Origin of the sequence: Xanthomonas theicola, assembly GCF_014236795.1 — a bacterium.
Lineage (GTDB): Bacteria > Pseudomonadota > Gammaproteobacteria > Xanthomonadales > Xanthomonadaceae > Xanthomonas_A > Xanthomonas_A theicola.
The window spans coordinates 4,676,352-4,695,093 of sequence record NZ_CP049017.1; the positions used below are offsets into that span (position 1 = coordinate 4,676,352).

General features: G+C 69.6%; 20 protein-coding genes. 11 read left to right on the forward strand and 9 right to left on the reverse strand.

Annotated elements, in window-relative coordinates; all coding sequences use genetic code 11:
* Positions 1–71: 71 nt before the first annotated feature.
* The 3 genes from G4Q83_RS21800 (at position 72) to G4Q83_RS21810 (ending at position 2,932) form a co-directional block, all read left to right on the forward strand.
* Entirely contained in the window at positions 72–737 is a 666-nt protein-coding gene (locus tag G4Q83_RS21800) for an arylesterase (protein ID WP_128420618.1), read from the forward strand.
* A 91-nt stretch (positions 738–828) separates the two neighbouring features.
* The gene (locus tag G4Q83_RS21805) at positions 829–1,542 is read left to right on the forward strand and encodes a response regulator transcription factor (protein ID WP_128420617.1); all 714 of its coding nucleotides are present in this window, start codon (positions 829–831) and stop codon (positions 1,540–1,542) included.
* Positions 1,543–1,651: 109 nt separating this feature from the next.
* Complete coding sequence (locus G4Q83_RS21810; protein WP_128420616.1) at positions 1,652–2,932, forward strand: sensor histidine kinase; 1,281 nt, start codon at positions 1,652–1,654, stop codon at positions 2,930–2,932.
* Between the two features lie 47 nt (positions 2,933–2,979).
* On the opposite strand, the gene G4Q83_RS21815 is transcribed toward G4Q83_RS21810, so the two are convergent.
* Positions 2,980–3,687, reverse strand: coding sequence for an SGNH/GDSL hydrolase family protein (locus G4Q83_RS21815; protein WP_128420615.1), 708 nt, complete (start codon positions 3,685–3,687; stop codon positions 2,980–2,982).
* 204 nt (positions 3,688–3,891) lie between these two features.
* Here G4Q83_RS21815 and G4Q83_RS21820 point away from each other — a divergent pair, with 204 nt between their 5' ends.
* The 8 genes from G4Q83_RS21820 to G4Q83_RS21855 all read left to right on the forward strand — a co-directional run bounded on the left by G4Q83_RS21820 (position 3,892) and on the right by G4Q83_RS21855 (position 9,836).
* Positions 3,892–4,272, forward strand: coding sequence for a diacylglycerol kinase (locus tag G4Q83_RS21820; RefSeq protein ID WP_128420614.1), 381 nt, complete (start codon positions 3,892–3,894; stop codon positions 4,270–4,272).
* A gap of 39 nt (positions 4,273–4,311) precedes the next feature.
* On the forward strand, positions 4,312–5,061 hold the full coding sequence (locus G4Q83_RS21825) for a TerC family protein (RefSeq protein ID WP_128420613.1): 750 nt from the start codon (positions 4,312–4,314) through the stop codon (positions 5,059–5,061).
* Between the two features lie 102 nt (positions 5,062–5,163).
* Entirely contained in the window at positions 5,164–5,799 is a 636-nt protein-coding gene (locus G4Q83_RS21830) for a LemA family protein (RefSeq protein WP_128420612.1), read from the forward strand.
* Between the two features lie 104 nt (positions 5,800–5,903).
* Positions 5,904–6,845 (forward strand): TPM domain-containing protein, encoded by a 942-nt coding sequence (locus tag G4Q83_RS21835; RefSeq protein ID WP_185817299.1) that lies wholly within the window; start codon positions 5,904–5,906, stop codon positions 6,843–6,845.
* Positions 6,845–7,336: a TPM domain-containing protein gene (locus G4Q83_RS21840; RefSeq protein WP_128420393.1), complete on the forward strand. Its 492-nt coding sequence runs from the start codon at positions 6,845–6,847 to the stop codon at positions 7,334–7,336. Before G4Q83_RS21835 ends, G4Q83_RS21840 begins: the two co-directional genes overlap by 1 nt.
* Before the next feature lie 225 nt (positions 7,337–7,561).
* Entirely contained in the window at positions 7,562–8,443 is an 882-nt protein-coding gene (gene lgt / locus G4Q83_RS21845) for a prolipoprotein diacylglyceryl transferase (RefSeq protein ID WP_128420394.1), read from the forward strand.
* A complete protein-coding gene (locus G4Q83_RS21850) occupies positions 8,440–9,234 on the forward strand; it encodes a thymidylate synthase (protein WP_128420395.1) in 795 nt (264 codons plus the stop codon). Before lgt ends, G4Q83_RS21850 begins: the two co-directional genes overlap by 4 nt.
* Positions 9,235–9,335: 101 nt before the next feature.
* Entirely contained in the window at positions 9,336–9,836 is a 501-nt protein-coding gene (locus G4Q83_RS21855) for a dihydrofolate reductase (RefSeq protein WP_128420396.1), read from the forward strand.
* A 257-nt stretch (positions 9,837–10,093) separates the two neighbouring features.
* On the opposite strand, the gene G4Q83_RS21860 is transcribed toward G4Q83_RS21855, so the two are convergent.
* From G4Q83_RS21860 to G4Q83_RS21895, 8 genes are all read right to left on the reverse strand, one after another.
* Positions 10,094–11,020, reverse strand: a complete 927-nt coding sequence (locus G4Q83_RS21860) for a symmetrical bis(5'-nucleosyl)-tetraphosphatase (RefSeq protein WP_128420397.1) — start codon at positions 11,018–11,020, stop codon at positions 10,094–10,096.
* 10 nt (positions 11,021–11,030) lie between these two features.
* Entirely contained in the window at positions 11,031–11,414 is a 384-nt protein-coding gene (gene apaG / locus G4Q83_RS21865) for a Co2+/Mg2+ efflux protein ApaG (protein WP_128420398.1), read from the reverse strand.
* A gap of 159 nt (positions 11,415–11,573) precedes the next feature.
* The gene (gene rsmA, locus G4Q83_RS21870; protein WP_128420399.1) at positions 11,574–12,368 is read right to left on the reverse strand and encodes a 16S rRNA (adenine(1518)-N(6)/adenine(1519)-N(6))-dimethyltransferase RsmA; all 795 of its coding nucleotides are present in this window, start codon (positions 12,366–12,368) and stop codon (positions 11,574–11,576) included.
* A gap of 57 nt (positions 12,369–12,425) precedes the next feature.
* Positions 12,426–13,403 carry a 4-hydroxythreonine-4-phosphate dehydrogenase PdxA gene (pdxA, locus tag G4Q83_RS21875; protein ID WP_128420400.1) on the reverse strand — a complete coding sequence of 326 codons (978 nt, stop codon included), beginning with the start codon at positions 13,401–13,403 and terminating at the stop codon, positions 12,426–12,428.
* A 3-nt stretch (positions 13,404–13,406) separates the two neighbouring features.
* Complete coding sequence (locus G4Q83_RS21880) at positions 13,407–14,780, reverse strand: peptidylprolyl isomerase (protein ID WP_128420401.1); 1,374 nt, start codon at positions 14,778–14,780, stop codon at positions 13,407–13,409.
* Positions 14,777–17,128 (reverse strand): LPS-assembly protein LptD, encoded by a 2,352-nt coding sequence (gene lptD, locus G4Q83_RS21885; protein ID WP_425480295.1) that lies wholly within the window; start codon positions 17,126–17,128, stop codon positions 14,777–14,779. The genes G4Q83_RS21880 and lptD overlap by 4 nt, the downstream gene beginning before the upstream one ends.
* 115 nt (positions 17,129–17,243) lie before the next feature.
* Positions 17,244–18,149 carry a histone deacetylase family protein gene (locus G4Q83_RS21890; protein ID WP_128420403.1) on the reverse strand — a complete coding sequence of 302 codons (906 nt, stop codon included), beginning with the start codon at positions 18,147–18,149 and terminating at the stop codon, positions 17,244–17,246.
* A gap of 32 nt (positions 18,150–18,181) precedes the next feature.
* A complete protein-coding gene (locus G4Q83_RS21895) occupies positions 18,182–18,736 on the reverse strand; it encodes a cob(I)yrinic acid a,c-diamide adenosyltransferase (protein ID WP_128420404.1) in 555 nt (184 codons plus the stop codon).
* Positions 18,737–18,742 lie beyond the last annotated feature (6 nt).

The following is an 18,742-nucleotide window of genomic DNA, read 5'->3' on the forward strand; positions in this document are numbered from 1 at the left end:
GACATCGCGTACGTCGATCGCGATGCCGGTGCGCGGAGTGGGGGCCAGACTGTCGATGAGGAAATCTCCGGATGCGTGGCAACGATACGAAAGGAACGCCTGCCTGGACGCGCAGCGCCTGGCTCCTGGCCTGTCTGGCATGGTGTCTGCTGCTGCCCGCCATCGCCTGTGCCAAAGGTGCGACGGGGCCGGTGCTGGTGGTCGGCGACAGCCTCAGTGCCGCGCACAACATCCCGGTCCAGTCCGGCTGGGTGGCGCTGCTGGAGCGCCGCCTGCGACAACAGATGCAGGCGCCGCCGGCGGTCGTCAATGCCAGCATCAGCGGCGAGACGTCCTCCGGCGCGCTGACCCGGCTGCCGGCGTTGCTGCTCAAGCACCGGCCCGCGGTGGTGGTGATCGAACTCGGCGGCAACGACGCGCTGCGCGGGCTGACGCCGGCGGAACTGCGCGGCAACCTGGAGAAGATGATCGTGCTCAGCCGTGACGCCGGCGCGAAGGTGCTGTTGCTCGGCATCGACGTGCCGCCGAACTACGGACCGGCCTACCGGCAGCGGTTGCGCGCGGTGTATGCGGACCTGGCCAAGCAGTACCGGACCGGGTTGTTGCCGTTCCTGCTGGAGGGCGTGGCGCTCGATCCGGCACTGATGCAGGACGATGGCCTGCATCCCACTGCCGCCGGCCAGCCGAAGGTCCTGGAGAACGTGTGGCCCAAGCTCAAGCCGTTGATCGACGAGTGATTTTTCCCTGGTCAGGCACATGAAGCGTTCTTCACACTGTCACCACTCGGTTTCCGGCATGTTTCACAAAGCTGAAGACTGAGGAAGCTCTATGCGTCAGACCAAGGAAACCTCCGGGCTCGTTCTGGTCGTCGAGGACAACCGCAACATCTCCGAAATGATCGGCGAGTACCTGGAAGGCCGCGGATTCGAAGTGGATTACGCTTGCGATGGCCTGGACGGCTACCGCCTGGCGGCAGAGAACAGCTACGACGTGGTGGTGCTGGACCTGATGCTGCCACGCCTGGACGGCATCGAAGTGTGTCGCCGTTTGCGCAACGACGCACGCAAGTCCACGCCGGTGCTGATGCTGACCGCGCGCGACACGCTCGACGACAAGCTCACCGGCCTGGGCTTCGGCGCCGACGACTACCTGACCAAGCCGTTCGCGATCCAGGAACTGGAAGCGCGCCTGCGTGCGCTGATCCGCCGCGAGCGCCGCCAAGTGGGCTCGGAAGTGCTGAAGGTGGCCGATCTGGTGCTGGATCCGGTGAGCATGCGCGCGACCCGCGCCGGCGCCGAACTGCAGTTGTCGCCGATCGGCCTGCGCCTGCTGACCATCCTGATGCGCGAGTCGCCGCGTGTGGTCACCCGCCAGGAGATCGAGCGCGAGATCTGGGGCAACGGCCTGCCGGATTCGGACACCCTGCGCAGCCATCTGTACAACCTGCGCAAGATCATCGACAAGCCGTTCGACCGGCCGCTGCTGCACACCGTGCAGAGCGCCGGTTACCGCATCGCCGACATCGCGCAGCCGATGGGCTGAGCGCCGCCGTCCGTGCCATGTGGCAGGCGGGCCTCAGGAGCGGGGCCTGCTTGCACGGCGGATTCAGCGTCCGCATTTCTATAATGGCGGCAAAAACACGGAAGCTGTAATGCCGCACGGTTTGCCGCGCAAAATCCGCCTCGCCCTGATTGCCCGCATCGTATTTGCGGGATGCGTCGTCGCGCTTGGCAGCTACCTGGTGGTGGCGGTCGTGCAGCACTCGCTGGTGGGTTCGGTGATGCGCCAGGAAGCCACGCACTATTGGCGCCTGTACGCGCAATCCCCGGCGCAGCCGCCGCCCAACAGCCACACCTTGCGCGGCTATCTGGTGCCGGCCGGGCGATTGGAGGCGGCGGTGCCGGCGGAGTTGCGCGGCTTGGAACTGGGCCTGCACGAGCACCGCCCCGACGGCGAGATGGTGCTGGTCGACGAGACCAAGGCCGGGCGGCTGTACCTGGTGTTCCTGCGCGCGCAGGCGCAGCGCTTGGCGTTCTGGTTCGGCATCGTGCCGGCGCTGCTGACCCTGATCGCGGTAGTGGTGGTGGGATGGCTGACCCACCGCGCCTCGCGGCGCCTGCTGTCGCCGGTGAACTGGCTGGCGCGGCACGTGTCGCAGTGGGACCCGCGGCATCCGTGCGCCGCCGACCTGGCGCCGGAGAACCTGCCGGCCGATGTGCAGGGCGAGTCGCGGCAGTTGGCCGCGGCGCTGCATGCGCTGGCCTTGCGCGTCACCGGCCACGTCTCGCGCGAGCGCAACTTCACCCGCGACGCCAGCCACGAGCTGCGCACGCCGCTGACCGTGATCCGTGTCGCCAGCGACATCGCGATGACCGCCCCCGACCTGCCGCCGCGGCTGGGCCGCAGCCTGCAGCGCATCCAGCGCGCCGGCCGCGACATGGAGGCGGTCATCGATGCGTTCCTGATCCTGGCCCGCGAGGCCGACGTGGAGCCGCAGAGCGAGACGTTCGAGGTCGCCGACGTGGTCGAGTACGAGGCCGAGAACGCGCGCGAGCTGTTGGTCGCCAAGCCGGTGACCCTGACCGTCAAGGTACTGGACGCCGCGCGCCTGCACGCGCCGCCGCGGGTGCTGCACGTGGTGGTCAGCAATCTGCTGCGCAACGCCTGCAACTATACCGACGCGGGCAGCATCGAGGTCGAGGTCGCCGCCGACCGCATCCGCATCCGCGATACCGGCATCGGCATGTCCGACGATGCCTTGCGGCGCGCGTTCGAGCCGTTCTTCCGCGCCGAGCCGGATCGCCCACAGGGCACCGGGTTGGGCCTGTCGATCGTGCGTCGGCTGTGCGAGCGCTTCGGCTGGCGGATCGGGCTGGAGAGCGCCGAGGGCGGCGGCACCACCGCCACCGTGCGCTTCGATCCGGTCGGGTGAGTGGCCGGACCGGTTGAATCGCGGACGTCCGCCGCGCGCGCCGCGGTTCAGCGCTTCAGGTACGGCCGCACGATGTCGCGCCACAGCGCATAGCCGGCGGCGTTCATGTGCAGGCGGTCCTTGCCGAACAGTTCGGCCCGCGCTTGTCCGTCGGCGTCGAGCATCGGCGTGTACACGTCGATGAAGTCCACCTGCTTCAGCCCGGCGGCGGCCTTGCGGATCAGCGCGTTGGCTTCGGCCGCCTGCGTCAGCAGCGCGGCGCGCGCCGGGCTGGGCTTGATCGAGATGTAGGCGATGCGCACGCCCGGCAGGTCGCGCCGGACCCGCGCCACGAAGGCCAGGAAGTCGTCGCGCAGCCGCTGCGGGCTGCGCCCGCTGTTGAGGTCGTTGTCGCCGGCGTAGAACACGATCAGGCGCGGTCGGTACGGCACCACGATGCGCTCGGCATACCAGCTGCTGTCGCGGATCTCCGAGCCGCCGAAGCCGCGGTTGAGCGTGTCCACGCCGGGGAAGTCGCTGCCCAGCGACTGCCAGAAGCGGATCGAGGAACTGCCGACGAACAGTACGCCGCCGGGCTTGGGCGGATGCGCGGCATCGGCCTGGGCGAAGCGCTGCATGTCCGCTTCCCAGGCCGGGCTGGAGACCTGTTCGGGGATCTTCGGCGTGGTGGGCGGGGTGCGCGCCAGGCCCGGCTGCAGGCCCAGCAGGAGCAGGAAGATGGCGAGCAGCGCGGCGCGCAACGGCGGACTGGACATGGGATGCCTCCTGGGTGCGACGGAGCGGCGATGGTGCCGCGGGCGATGCGCCGCAGGCAAGTCCGTCCGGCGCGCCGAGGCGGCGCAGTGCCGCGCCGGGCCTTGTGGCAAAATCGGCGTTCAGCCCGCTTCGCCATCGCCCTCATGACCGATCTCTTCCGGCCGTCGCTGTCGCGTCCCCGTTCCCCAGGCCGGGGCTGACGCATGGCCGACCAATTCGGACACCTGCCGCGCGGTCCGCGCCGGATGCTGATGGCGCTGCGCTGGTCCTGGCAGGGGTTGTGCGCCGCCTGGCTGCACGAATCCTCGTTCCGGCTGGAAGTGTGCCTGTTCGCGGTGCTGGCGCCGCTGGCGCTGTGGCTGGGGCAGGGGCCGGTGCAGCAGGCGCTGATGATCGGCTCGCTGCTGCTGGTGCTGGCGGTGGAACTGCTCAACTCCGCGATCGAGGCGGTGATCGAGCGCTACGGGCCGGAGCACCACGAACTGGCCGGGCGCGCCAAGGACATGGGCTCGGCCGCGGTGCTGCTGATGCTGGCCAATGTGCTGCTGTGCTGGGGACTGATCCTGCTGCCGCGCCTGCTGTGACGCCAGCCTGTCTTTTTTACCGTTAAAGGATTCGACTCCATGGTTTTAGAGCTCCTTGCCGACCCCAACACCTGGCTGACGCTGCTGACGCTGAGCGCGTTGGAAATCGTGCTGGGCATCGACAACCTGGTGTTCATCTCCATCGCGGTGGGCAAGCTGCCGGAGGCGCAACGCCCGGCGGCGCGCAAGTTCGGCATCGCGGTGGCGTGCCTGACCCGTATCGCGTTGCTGGTGTCGCTGGCGTTCCTGGCGCGGATGCAGGGCGAACTGTTCAGCGTCGCCGGCATGGGCATCTCGGTGCGCGATCTGGTGCTGATGGTCGGCGGCGCGTTCCTGCTGGTGAAGGGCACGCTGGAGATCCGCGAGCTGATCACCGGCGGCGAAGACGCCGACCCGACCACCCGCAAGGCCTCGGGCGTGTTCTGGAGGGTGATCGCGCAGATCGCGGTGATCGACATCGTGTTCTCGCTGGACTCGGTGATCACCGCGGTCGGCATGGCCCAGCACATCCCGGTGATGGTGGCGGCGGTGCTGCTGGCGGTGGCGGTGATGTTGCTGGCGGCCAACCCGCTGGGCCGCTTCATCGACGCCAACCCGACGGTGAAGATGCTGGCGCTGGTGTTCATCCTGATGATCGGCGTGGTGCTGGTCCTGGACGGCCTCGACGTGCACGTGCCCAAGCCGTACATCTACGCGGCGATGGGCTTCTCGGTGCTGGTGGAGTGGCTGAACCTGCTGATGCGCCGCCGCGCCGCCGCGCACGACGTGCCCGGCGCCGGCCAGTGGTGATCGGCCCGGCGGCGTAGTGCGCGGTAAGCGCTGGCGCGGCCTGGCGGCTGCGTTTTCACGGCAGGCGTGGCAAGCTGCGCCCCTTTGCTGCCGGAGACCGCCATGCGCCTGTTGTCCCGCTCGTTGTTCCTCGCCGCCGTCGCGGCGCTGCTGTCCGGGTGCGGCTACAACGCGATCCAGCAGAAGGATGAGGCGGTCAAGGCCGGCTGGTCGGAGGTGCTGAACCAGTACAAGCGCCGCGCCGACCTGATCCCCAACTTGGTCAATACGGTCAAGGGCTACGCCGACCAGGAACGCCAGGTGCTGACCGACGTGACCAATGCGCGCGCGCGGGTCGGCCAGGTTCAGGTCAACGCCGACGATGCAGCCTCGCTGCAGCGGTTCCAGCAGGCGCAGGGCGAATTGTCCGGCGCGCTGTCGCGGCTGCTGGTGGTCACCGAGAACTATCCCAACCTCAAGTCCGACCAGTCGTTCCGCGATCTGCAGGCGCAGTTGGAGGGTACCGAGAACCGCATCACCGTGGCCCGCGGCCGCTACATCCAGACGGTGCAGGACTACAACACCTACATCCGCTCGTTCCCGCAGGTCATCATCTCGAAGATCTTCGGCTACAAGGAAAAGCCGAACTTCAGCGTGGCCAACGAGGCGCAGATCAGCGAGGCGCCGGCGGTGAACTTCGGCCCCCGGCCGGCGCCGCCGCAACTGCGGCCATCGCCGCAGCCGGCGCCGGCGCAGTAGGCGCAGCACGCCGCGGCGGCCGGCACCGCAGCGCGGCGCTGGCCGCCGCGGCGGTTTCTTCCCTTCGATGCCGCCGCGCGCCTATGCCGGGGCAGGAGTCTGCAATGAGCGATGCGACGATCCACCTCCGCCAGGCGCGCCGTGGCCGGCGCGCCTGGATCGGGACGCTGCTGCTGGCGCTGCTGCCGTTGCTGGCCTGGGCGCAGGCGGCCGGCGAGGCGGCGATCCCGCCGCTGGACACGCCGGTGGTCGACACCACCGGGACCCTGCAGCCGGCCCAGCGCCAGCAGTTGGAGCAGCAGGCGTTGCAGTTGCAGCAACGCAAGGGCAGCCAGTTGCAGGTGCTGGTGGTCGCCAGCACCGCGCCGGACACGATCGAGCAGTACACCCAGCGGGTGTTCGACCAATGGCAGATCGGCCGCAAGGGCGTGGACGACGGCGTGCTGCTGGTGGTGGCCAAGGAGGACCGGCGCGTGCGCATCCAGCCCGGCTACGGCCTGGAAGGCGCGATTCCCGATGCCACCGCCAATCGCATCATCCAGGAGTATCTGGCGCCGCGGTTCCGTGCCGGCGACTACGGCGGCGGCATCGCCGAGGCCACCGCGATGCTGGTCAAGTTGATCGACGGCGAGCATTTGCCGGCCCCGGTGAGCACGCATGCGCCCGCGTCGGGTTCGGACAGCAGGCTGCCGCTCGGTTTCTTCGGTGGCCTGTTCGCCGCCTTCGTCGCGCAGCTGCTGTTCGCACGCGCGCCACGGCCGCTGCGCGGCGTGCTGGCCACGGTCGCCGGCGGCGGCGTCGGCCTGTTGTTGAGCCTGTCGCTGTTCGTCGGCGTGCTGACCGGCGCGATCGGGCTGGTGCTGGGCCTGCTGTCGGGCATGTCCCCGGGCCGCTCGGTCGGCGGCGGTGGCTGGGGACGCGGTGGCTTCGGTGGCGGCTTCGGCGGCTGGGGTGGGAGCGGTTGGGGCGGCGGTGGCAGTTCGGGCGGCGGCTGGGGCGGTGGCGGCGGCAGTTCGGGAGGCGGCGGCGCCTCGGGGAGCTGGTGATGCGGCTGCTGCGCCATCTGTTCGCGCCGCCGGCGCACACCCTGTTCCCGGACGCCAGCCTGGAGCGCATCGGCGCGGCGATCGCCGCCGGCGAGCGCCTGCACCGCGGGCAGGTGATGTTCGCGGTCGAATCGGCGCTGGCGCCGGCGGCGGCGCTGCGCGGCATGGCGCCGCGCACCCGCGCCGAGCAAGCCTTCGCGCAGTTGCGCACCTGGGACACCCAGGCCAACAACGGCGTGTTGATCTACCTGCTGCTGGCCGAGCATCGCATCGAGATCGTGGCCGACCGCGGCCTGCATGGATGCGTCGACGCGGCGCAATGGCGCCAGGTCTGCGCGGTGATCGAACGCGACATGCGCGCAGGCCAGCCCGAGCAGGCAGTGATCGCCGGGGTCGCGGCGGTGTCGGCGCTGCTGGCCGCGCATTTTCCGGCGCAACCGGGTCAGGCCGAGCGCGACGAACTGCCGAATCGACCGCAACGGCTGGATTGAGTGCCGGCGCGGCATGGCGCCGCGCCGGCGGCGGCCGGGCATGCCGGCAGATGAAGCGCAGCGCCATCGGCGCCGGCCGCCATCGAGGCAGTGGCCGGCGCCGATGGCAGACGCTTGCGCCTGCCGGCAGATGAAGCCTAGCGTCGCCCGTGTGGATCGCGACCGCGGCAGTGGCCGGTGCCGATGGCAGAATAGACGCCCTTCACCCCCGGCCGACGTTCCCGCATGACCTATCTCCACCAGATCGACCCCATCGCCTTCTCGCTCGGCCCGGTGAAGGTGCATTGGTATGGACTGATGTACCTGGCCGCCTTTGCGTCGGCGTGGTGGCTGGGACGCCGACGCATCCGTGCTGGCCGCCTGCCCGGCGTGGACATGGAGGGGTTCTCCGACCTGCTGTTCTACGCGATGCTCGGCGTGGTGCTGGGCGGGCGCATCGGCTACATGCTGTTCTACGCGCTGGGCGATTTCCTCGCCAACCCGCTGCTGATCTTCAAGGTGTGGGACGGCGGCATGAGCTTCCACGGCGGCCTGATCGGCGTGCTGGCGGCCGCGGCCTGGTGGTCGCGCAAGTCGCGCCTGCATTTCTTCGACACGATGGATTTCGTCGCGCCGCTGGTGCCGCTGGGGCTGGGCTTGGGCCGCGTCGGCAACTTCGTCGGCGGCGAGCTGTGGGGCAAGTTCACCGAGGCCGGTTGGGGCGTGATCTTCCCGCGGACGCCGGAGCTGCAGGATTGGCCGCTGGCGCGGATCCAGGCGCAGTACGCGAGCGGCGCGCTCGACAGGTTCGCGCGGCATCCGTCGCAGCTGTACGAGGCGGCGCTGGAAGGTCTGGTGCTGTTTGCGGTGCTGTGGGCGTTCTCGCTGCGGCCGCGCGCGCGCTATGCGGTGTCCGGCCTGTTCGCGCTGCTGTACGGCGTGTTCCGCTTCGCGGTGGAGTTCGTGCGCGTGCCGGATGCGCCGATCGGCTACCTGGCGTTCCAGTGGCTGACCATGGGCCAGATCCTGAGCACGCCGCTGATCCTGCTGGGCCTGTTCCTGTTGTGGCGCTCGCGCCGCGCGCCGGTGCTGCAGCCGGCGCCCACGGCGGCGGAGGGCAAGGCATGAAGGCCTACCTGGACCTGCTGCGCCACGTGCTCGACCACGGCGCGGAGAAATCCGACCGCACCGGCACCGGCACGCGCAGCGTGTTCGGTTGGCAGCTGCGCTTCGACCTCGACGCCGGCTTCCCGCTGGTGACCACCAAGAAGCTGCACCTGCGCTCGATCGTGCATGAACTGCTGTGGTTCCTGAAGGGCGAGACCAATATCGCCTACCTGAAGGACAACAAGGTCGGCATCTGGGACGAATGGGCCGACGCGCAGGGCGAACTCGGCCCGGTGTACGGCAAGCAGTGGAGGCGCTGGACCGGTGCGGACGGCCGCGAGATCGACCAGATGCAATGGCTGGTGGACGAGATCAAGCGCAATCCCGATTCGCGGCGGCTGGTGGTCAGTGCCTGGAACGTGGCCGAATTGCCGCAGATGGCGCTGATGCCGTGCCACAGCCTGTTCCAGTTCTACGTGGCCGACGGCAGGCTCAGCTGCCAGCTGTACCAGCGCAGCGGCGACATCTTCCTCGGCGTGCCGTTCAACATCGCCAGCTATGCGCTGCTGACCCACATGGTGGCGCAGGCCACCGGCCTGGGCGTGGGCGATTTCGTGCACACGCTGGGCGACGCGCACCTGTATTCCAACCACGTCGCGCAGGCGCGCGAGCAGCTGGCGCGCACGCCGCGGCCGCTGCCGACGCTGCGCCTGAATCCCGCGGTCACCGACCTGTTCGGATTCACCTACGACGACATCGCGATCGAGGGTTACGACCCGCATCCGACGATCAAGGCGCCGGTGGCGGTATGAGTCGCCGGGACTGGGGACTGGGGACTGGGGACCCGGAAAAAGCCGCGGTCTCGGTAGAGACGGATGTGTGCGAGTCCCCGGTCCCCGGTCCCGGGGCCCGAGTGAGCCTGATCGCCGCGCTCGACCGCGGCAACGCCATCGGCCGCGACAACGACCTGCCGTGGCGCTTGCCGGACGACCTGAAGCGCTTCAAGGCGCTGACCCTGGGCAAGCCGGTGCTGATGGGGCGCAAGACCGCGCAGTCGCTGGGGCGCGCGCTGCCGGGGCGCCTGAACCTGGTGATGACGCGCTCGGGGCAGGTGCCGTTCGCGGGCATGCAGGCGGTGGCTTCGCTGCAGGCGGCGATCGCGGTGGCGCAGGCGAGCGGGGCGGAAGAACTGTCGGTGATCGGCGGTGGCGACATCTTCGCCCTGGCCTTGCCGCGCGCCGACATGCTGTACCTGACCCACGTGGACACGCTGGTCGAGCGCGCCGATGCGCATTTCCCGGCGTTCGATCCGGCGCAGTGGGAGGTCGTGGCGCGGCAGCCGCACGCGGCCGATGCCAGGCACGCGCTGGCGTTCGAGTTCGTGGATTACCGGTGCCGGCGCGGCGCGCCGTAGCGCAGTCGTGTTGGTGCTTGGAGGGCCGTGAGGCTGTTGCGGGGCTTCTGCCACAGCTGGCATCGCAGTAGCGGCAGGAAGTTTCCGGGGCAGGTTCTTGCCGTCGGCGCAGTCTTGAGCCGAGTTTTGTAGGAGCGGCTTCAGCCGCGACGGGCTTTACCGGTAGTGCCCGTCGCGGCTGAAGCCGCTCCTGCAGAGGTCGGATCTGGACCGAAATGTGCGGTGGTCATGCGCAGCCCGCTTGCCGCGAGCAGCTGTTAGTCCTGAGCGGGCGATGGCGGTGTGGCTGCCGCAGCACCCGCGCCGCGTCCGGGGCCGGGCCGACGCCGCGGCGGCCGCGCGCGGGGCACCGGCGGCGGGCCTTCGACCGGGCGTCCCGGTACCTGCACGATCTGCAGGTCTTCGCCGTCCAGCCGCAGCGCGGTGAGCTTGCCGCCCCACACCGCGCCGGTGTCGATCGCGTGCACGCTCTGGGTGATGGTCAGGCCCAGCGTCGACCAGTGGCCGCAGACGATCTTCAGGTCGCGCTCGGCGCGGCCAGGCACTTCGAACCAGGGGTACAGGCCCTGCGCCTGGGTGCCCGGGGTGCCTTTCTCCTCGAACGCGATACGTCCGCGCGGAGTGCAGTAGCGGGCCCGGGTGAACAGGTTGATGATCGCGCGCGCGCGGTCATAGCCGGTTAGCCCCGGCGACCAGGCCGGGCGGTCGCCGTACATGTTGCGGAACAGCTTGCGGTAGCCGCTGCCGTGCAGCTGCTGCTCGACCTCGCGCGCATGCTTCTCGGCCAGGGTGGTGGTCCACTTCGGCGCCAGGCCGGCGTGGATCATCATCCAGCCCAGTTCGCGGTCGGCATGCAGCAGCTTCTGCATGCGCAGCCAGGTCAGCAGCTCGTCGCGGTCCTCGGCCAGCACGATGCGCTGCAGGTCCGGATTGACCTTGCGCTGCTCGTCCGGGCTGCGTTCGCCGATCGCCAGCAGCGACAGGTCGTGGTTGCCCAGCACCACGACGCTGTGCGCGCGCAGCGAGTGCACCAGGCGCAAGGTTTCCAGCGACTGCCCGCCGCGGTTGACCAGGTCGCCGCAGAACCACAGTCGGTCCACCGCCGGGTCGAAGCGGATCTTCTCCAGCAGCCGCTGGGTGATGTCGTAGCAACCCTGCAGGTCGCCGATGGCCCACACGCTCATGCCGACGCCATCAGTGCAGGGTCCGCGGCACGGTCAGCACGAATGTCGCGACCTGGGCGACGAAATGGGTGCCGTCGTCGGCTTGCATGTCGTAGTGGCCGCGCATCGTGCCGTGCTCGGTCTCCAGCATCAGCCCGGAGGTGTAGCGGAAGTCCTCGCCGGGCCGCAGCCGCGGCTGTTCGCCGACCACGCCGTCGCCGTCCACGCGTTCCACGCGGCCGTTGCCGTCGGTGATTTCCCAGTGCCGGGCGATCAGCCGCGCAGCGACGCGGCCGCGGTTGTGGATGCGGATGGTGTAGGCGAACGCGTAGCGTCCGTCCTCCGGCACCGATTGGTTGTCGAGGAATCGGGGCGAGACTTCGACCTCGATCCGGTAGGGGGCGTCATCGTTCATGCCCACAGTGTAAGCAAAGCTGGCGCAGGAAGGGACCTGCGGCCGTCCACGCGCGCGGCGCAGTCCGGCAGCGCGTTCGATCGTGCGGCGACCCTGCGCAGGATCGACTGTCTCGTGGCGGCGGTCGGGGCGCACACGGACGCCGGTGCGATGCGCGCTTCATGCCTGCGCCACGTTGGCCAGGCGCACGAAATCGGCGACCTCCAGCTGCTCGGCGCGCGCGTCCGGGCGCACCCCGGCCGCCTCGAACTGGGCGGCATCGCAGACCCCGCCCAGCGCATTGCGCAAGGTCTTGCGGCGCTGCCCGAAGGCCGCGCGCACCACGTCGGCGAAGCGCCGCGGATCGGCGATGCCGATGTCCTGCGGCGCATGCGGCACCAGCCGCACCACCGCCGAATCCACCCTCGGCGGCGGCCGGAACGCGCCCGGCGGCACCACGAACAGCGCGGTCACCTCGCAGTACGCCTGCAGCATCACGCTGAGCCGGCCGTAGACCTTGTTGCCCGGCGCGGCGGCCATGCGCTCGACCACTTCCTTCTGCAGCATGAAGTGCATGTCGGCGATCGCCGCGGCGTGGTCCAGCGCATGGAACAGGATCGGCGAGGAGATGTTGTAGGGCAGGTTGCCGAGCAGGCGGATCCGGCCGGCGCCGGCCAGTCCGGCGAAGTCCACCGACAGCACGTCGCGGTTGAGGAGGGTGAGTTCGCCGACCCCGGCGGCCGCGGCGGTCAGCGGCGCGATCAGGTCGCGGTCGAATTCGATCACGGTCAGGCGCCCATGGCGGCGCAGTAGCGGGAAGGTGATCGCGCCCTGGCCGGGGCCGATCTCGACCAGCAGGTCGCCCGCCTTGGGATTGACCGCGCGCACGATGCTGTCGATGTAGTGGCGGTCGCTGAGGAAGTGCTGGCCGAGCGATTTCTTGGCCGGGGCGTCGAAGCCGAGGGAGGAAGTCATGCGTGCATCTTATCGGGATGGGGGGCGGGGATGGCTCGAGGCCACCCGGAGCCGCTCCTACGGAAGCGACCTGCGCGCGGCCAACTGCGCGCACAGCGCGACCGCTGCGAACAGGCTGGACGGATCGGCAACGCCGTGTCCGGCCAACTCCAGCGCGGTGCCGTGGTCGACCGCCACCCGCGGGTAGGGCAGGCCCAGGGTCAGGTTCACCGCCTGCTCGAAGCCGCTGTACTTGAGCACCGGCAGGCCCTGGTCGTGGTACATCGCCAGCACCGCATCGACGCCGGCCAGTTTCTGCGGCAGGAACGCGGTGTCGGCCGGCAGCGGACCGCGCAGGCGCATGCCTTCGGCGCGCAATGCGTCGAGCACCGGATGCATGACATCGATCTCCTCGCGCCCGAGATGGCCGTCCTCGCCGGCGTGCGGATTCAGCCCGAGCACCGCGATGGCCGGTGCGGCGATGCCGAACTCGGTGCGCAGCGCGGCGTGGGTGATGCGCAGGCAGCGTTCCAGCAAGGCGGGGGTGAGCGCATCGGCAACCGCGCGCAGCGGCAGGTGGGTGGTGGCCAGGGCCACGCGCACGACGTCGTTGGCCAGCATCATCACCACCTCGCGCCCGGCGTGGCGGGCGAGCAGCTCGGTGGTGCCGGTGTAGGCGATGCCGCCGGCGTTGATCGCGGCCTTGTGCACCGGGCCGGTGACCAGGCCGGCGAATTCGCCGCGCAGGCAGGCGTCGGCGGCCTGGGTCAGCGCGTCGATCACCGCGGCGGCGTTGGCCGGTTCGGTGCGGCCGAAGCGGCTGGGTACGCGGTTGTCGACGGGCCGCAGGCGCAGGTCGCCGGGGACCTGGGCGCGGGCGGATTCGGGCAGCAACTGCAGCGGCAACGCCAGCGCGGCGGCGGCGCCGCGCAGGGTGGCGGGATCGGCGAAGGCCAGCAACCGGCAATCGCGTCGCGGCTGTTGGGCCAGCCGCACGCACAGTTCCGGGCCGATTCCGGCCGGCTCGCCCGGCACCAGCGCGAGCGAGGGCGGCACCGCTCAGGGCTTGGTGGCGGCCGGCACCGGTGCGGCCGGCGCGGTGCTGTCCGCGGCCGGCGCGGCGGCATTGTCGGCGCCGACGCGCAGGTTCACATAGGCTTCGCCGCGCATTTCCTGCAGGAAGCGATTGTACTCTTCTTCGAGCTTGCGGCGGCCGATGGTCTCGCGGACCTGGGCGCGCTGGGTGTCGCTGGTCACGTCGGTCTGGCGCGTGGCCACGCGCTGCACGATGTGCCAGCCGGCCTCGGTGCGGAACGGCGGCGAGATCTGGCCGTCGTTCAGGCCTTCGATCTGGCGGCCGAAATCCGGGCCGAACGCGTCGGCAGGGAACCAGCCCAGGTCGCCGCCCTGGCCGCGGCTGTTGGCGTCCTCGGAGGACTCCTTGGCCACCGCCTGGAAGTCGGCGCCGCCGGCGATGCGCGCGCGCAGGGTGTCGATCTTGGCCTTGGCGGCTGCGTCCGGCTGCGCTTCGTTGATGCGCACCAGGATGTGGCGGGCGTGGTATTCGGTGACTGTCTTCTTTTCCGGGTTGGCCGACGCGTCGCGGACCTCGACCAGTTTCAGCAGCTGGAAGCCGCTGGGGCCACGCAGCGGGCCGGCGACCTGGCCCGGCTTCATGTCGCGGATCAGCTGCGCGAAGGCGTTCGGGATCTCGTCCAGGCTGCGCCAGCCGAGGTCGCCGCCTTCCAGCGCGTTGGGGCTGTCGGAATAGCGCACCGCGGCCGCGCTGAAATCGATCTCGCCCTTGTCGATCAGGCTCTTGACCCCGTCGATCTTGCCCTGGCCGGTCTTGATCTGGTCGGCGGTGGCGCCTTCCGGCAGGCCGACCAGGATGTGCGCCAGGTGGTACTGGGTGCCGGTGGCGGCCTGCTGCGCCAGCGCCGCGTCCACTTCGCTCTCGCTGACGTTGATGCGGCTCTGCGCGAAGCTCTGGCGCAGGCGCTGCACGGTGATCTCGTCGCGCACCGAATTGCGGAAATCGTCGAACGACATGCCGTCGGCGGCGAGCTTCTTGCGCAGGCCGTCCACGTCGGCGCCGTTCTGCTGGGCGATGCTGCCGATGGCCCGGTTCAGCTCGTCGTCGCCGACGCGGATGCCGGTGCTGTTGGCGCGGGCGACCTGCAGCTTGACCAGCACCAGGCGCTCGAGCACCTGCCGTTGCAGCACGTTGTCCGGCGGCAGCTGCGCTTCGCGGCCGGCATATTGCGCCTTCACGTTGCGAACGGCACGATCCAGCTCGCTCTGCAGCACGACATCTTCGTCGACGACCGCGGCGATGCGGTCCAGCGGTTGGGTTTGTTGCGCAGCGGCCGGAGCGGATACGCCGACGATCGCCAGGAAGGCGGCGAGGACAGCAGAAAGGGTATCGGTCATGGAATCAGGTTCGGATCGTAATCGTCCGGATTGGTCGTGGTGTTGCCGGGCGGGACCAAGTACAGATCGTCGCGGTTGTAGCCGAGAATAGCACGACGCAAAACGCGATTCGTGTCCTGGCCCAGCGAGGAAAGTCCCTTCAGCACGAACTCGAGCTGGAGCGCGGTGTCCAGGTCGCCTTCGCGGTTGCGCACGTAGCGCCGCGCCAGCGCGCGCACGCTCAGGCAGCAGCTGTCCCACTGCACGCCGGCGATGACTTCCAGCGGCTTGTGGTCCGCCAGCGAATAGTAGTGGCGGCCGACCACGCTCCAGGTGGGGTTGATCGGATACAGGAACGACAGGTCGGTCTGCTCCAGCAGATCGCGGCGGAAGCGGTAGCTCAGGTTGACGATGCCGTCGCCCGGCAACAGGTAGCGGGTGCGGAAGCTGGCCAGGTCCTTGCGCCGGTACTTGGGATCCCACTGGTAGGTGGTGCCCAGCGTCCAGCGATCGTTGATCATATAGTTGGCGTCGGCGACCCAGGCCGACTTGCCCTGCTCGATGGTGGTGTCGCTGCCCGGCAGGCTGGTCCTGGAATCGCTGAAGTACAGGATCTGGCCGGCGCTGACCGACAGTTTTTCCCTGCCGTCGTCCTCGCGCAGCAGGCGCGAACTCAGCGCCAGCGTCATCTGGTTGGCGTCGTTCTGGCGATCTGCGCCGGTATAGCGCGAATCGCGGAACAGCTGGCCCCAGCTGAAGGTGAACTCGCGCGTATCGAAGATCGGCAGGTCGCTCTGGTTGCGGTACGGCGTGTACAGGTAGAACAGCCGCGGTTCCAGGGTCTGCAGGTAGCGGGTGCCGCGGAACGCGGTGTCGCGGTCGAAGTACACGCCGGCATCGACGGTGGTGATGGGCAGGCTGCGCGACGGGGTGGTGCTGCCGTTCAGGGTCGCGGCCAGGTCCTTGTCCAACTGGTAGGCGGTGTAGCGCCAGGCCAGGGCCGGCCTCAGGAACCAGGCGGCGCCGGCCAGCGGCAGCGCGATGTAGGGCTTGAGGTCCAGGCGCGTGCCGCCGGGCTTCTCTGTGATTACGCCGGTGCGCTCGTAGGTGCCGTCTTGCGTTTTGGCATGGATGTCGTCGTGCACGAAGCGCACCGCTTCGGCGTAGATACCGGTTTCGAACAAAGTGCCGAGCGGCTGGCCCCAATTGAAGAACGCGCGCGGCTGACGGTTGTACGGCAGCGCGTCCTCGGTCAGCGTGTAGTCGGTCAGCTGCCAGCGGTCGGCCATCACCCCGCCGGTCCAGGTCTCGCCGGTGCCGTAGACGCCGACCGTGCTCTGCAGGTTGGACACCGAGTTGCCGAGCAGGCGCCTGGAGAAGTCTTCCGTATAGCGCTCGTCGCTGACCCAGGCGATGGAGCCGCGCGCCTGCCAGTGCGTCCCCAGGTTGTGATAGCCCTGGTACTCGAACTTGCCGCGGTCCTTGTCGCGTAGTTTGTCGCTGGGCAGGTACGCGGCCTGGATCTCGCCCTTGCCGCCGTCGTACAGATAGCGGAACTCGCCGCCGAACATGAAGCCGCGGTTGCTCATGTAGCGCGGATACAGGGTGGCGTCGTAGTTCGGCGCCAGGTTCAGATAGTAGGGCTGCAGGTAGTCGAAGCCGTTGCGCCCGGAAAAGCCGATCGCCGGGAACAGGAAGCCGCTGGTGCGGCGATCGTCGATCGGGAACTTGAAGTATGGCGCGTACAGCACCGGCACGTTGCCGATCCTCAGGATCGCGTTGCGCGCGATGCCGAAGCCTTCGTCGTTGTCGACGTCGATCTCCGGCGCATTGAGTTCCCACACCCGCTGCGAGGGATCGCATGTGGTGTAGGTGGAGCTGTGCATCTGCCCCAGCGCGCCCTGCAGGTCGACCGAGTCGGCCTTGCCGTTGCCGCGGCGGTTGATCAGCTGGTAGCGGATATTGCTGATCTTGTGGCTGCCGGTATCCTGGTTGCCCTCAGCCCGGTCGGCGACCAAGCGGATCGACGCGTCCTGGTAGCGCACGTGGCCCTCGGCGATGTAGTTGCCGGTCTCGGTGTCCACGCGCAGGCTGTCGGTGCCCATGAACTGATCGCCGCGCTTGAGTGCCACGTTGCCCGTGTAGTTCGGGACGGTCGTGGTGCCCGACAGCTGGTCGCCCTCGATATCGGTCGGTTGCTGGTCGCGGGTCGCCGCGAGCTTTGGATCGATCCGCGGCGCATCGTCGAACTTGGGCAGCACGTCCGCGGTCGGACACAGGCCCCAGTTGGGCGGCTTGTCGGCCGCCATCGCCGGCAGGCAGAGGGCGATGCTGAACGGAAGGGGGAGCAGGCGGAGGGCTCGGCGCACGCGCGTCAGGTATCGGGCTAAAACGACCGCTAGCTTGCCCCATCCCATGCATGGGGGCAATGAAGGCGTGCCCCGGGGCAGCGGGCCGGATTCATCCCCCGCCCCCCGCGCGGGTTCAGCGCAACGCGTCGACGTGGGCGATGCTGCATTCGCGCAGCGCCTGCAGGTCGTAGCCGCCCTCCAGCAACGACACCACCCGGCCCCGCGCATGCCGTTCGGCCACTGCGCGCAGTTCCGCGGTGAGCCAGACGAAGTCCTCGGTTTCCAGCATCAGGTCGGCCAGTGGGTCGCGCATGTGCGCATCGAAGCCGGCCGAAATCAGCAGCAGTTGCGGCTTGAACGCGTTCAGTAGCGGCAGCATCTGGTCGGCCCAGGTGTTGCGGAAGCGGAAGCCGCCGCTGCCCGGCGGCAGCAGCGCGTTGTGCACGTTGCCGACGCCGCGGTCGTGGACCCCGCCCGAATGCGGGAACAGTCCGGACTGGTGGGTGCTGAGGTAGTGCACGCGCGGGTCGCGCTCGAAGATCGCCTGGGTGCCGTTGCCGTGATGCACATCGAAATCGACGATGGCAATGCGTTCCAGTCCGTGCGTGTCGCGGGCATGGGCGGTGGCCACGGCGACGTTGTTGAACAGGCAGAAGCCCATCGCGGTGGCGGCGGTGGCATGGTGGCCGGGCGGGCGCACCGCGCAGAACGCGGTGTCGGTCTCGCCGCGCATCACCGCGTCCACCGCGGCCAACCCGGCCCCGGCGGCACGCAGCGCCGCGGCGCGCGAACCCGGCGAGATCGCCGTGTCCACGTCGAGCATGCGCTTGCCGTCGATATCGGCCAGGACGTTGTCGATCAACTCGCGTTCGTGGACCCGGGCCAGGTCGCCGCGCTTGGCCAGCGGCGCCTCGCGCCATTCCAGTTCCGGAAAGGCCTCGCGCAGCGCGGCGGTGATGGACAGCAGCCGCTCCGGCCGCTCCGGATGCGCCGGGCCCGGTTCATGGCCCAGGCAGGCGGGATGGGTGTAGATCAGCATGCCCCCCCCGGTCCGCGCGCCGCCGCTGTCGCTCAGGCCTGGCGGCGGTCGTGGCGCCACAGCACTTCGCCCTGGCCGTCGGCCCTGGCCAGTACCCGCGCCAAGACGAACAGCAGGTCGGACAGTCGGTTGAGGTAGCGCACCGCCTGCGGCCGTACCGTGTCCTGGCGCGCCAGCGCCACCGTCTCGCGCTCGGCGCGGCGCACGATCGTGCGGGCCAAGTGGCAGCGCGCCGCGGCGTCGCCGCCGGCCGGCAGGATGAAGTCCTGCAGCGCCGGCAAGGTGTCGTTGTAGCGGTCCAGGTGCCGTTCCAGCGCGTCGACGTCGGCGTCGTGGATCGCCGCGTGGCCGGGGATGCACAGCTCGCCGCCGAGGTCGAACAACTGGTGTTGGATCGCGGTCAGCAGGCTGCGCACGTCGTCGGCGAGCGGGCTGGCCAGGACCACGCCGATCGCCGAGTTGGCCTCGTCGACGGTGCCGTAGGCGGCCACCCGCGCCGAATCCTTGCCGACCCGGTTGCCGTCGCCCAGGCCGGTGCTGCCGTCGTCGCCGGTGCGGGTATAGATCTTGGAAAGACGGTTGCCCATCGCCGG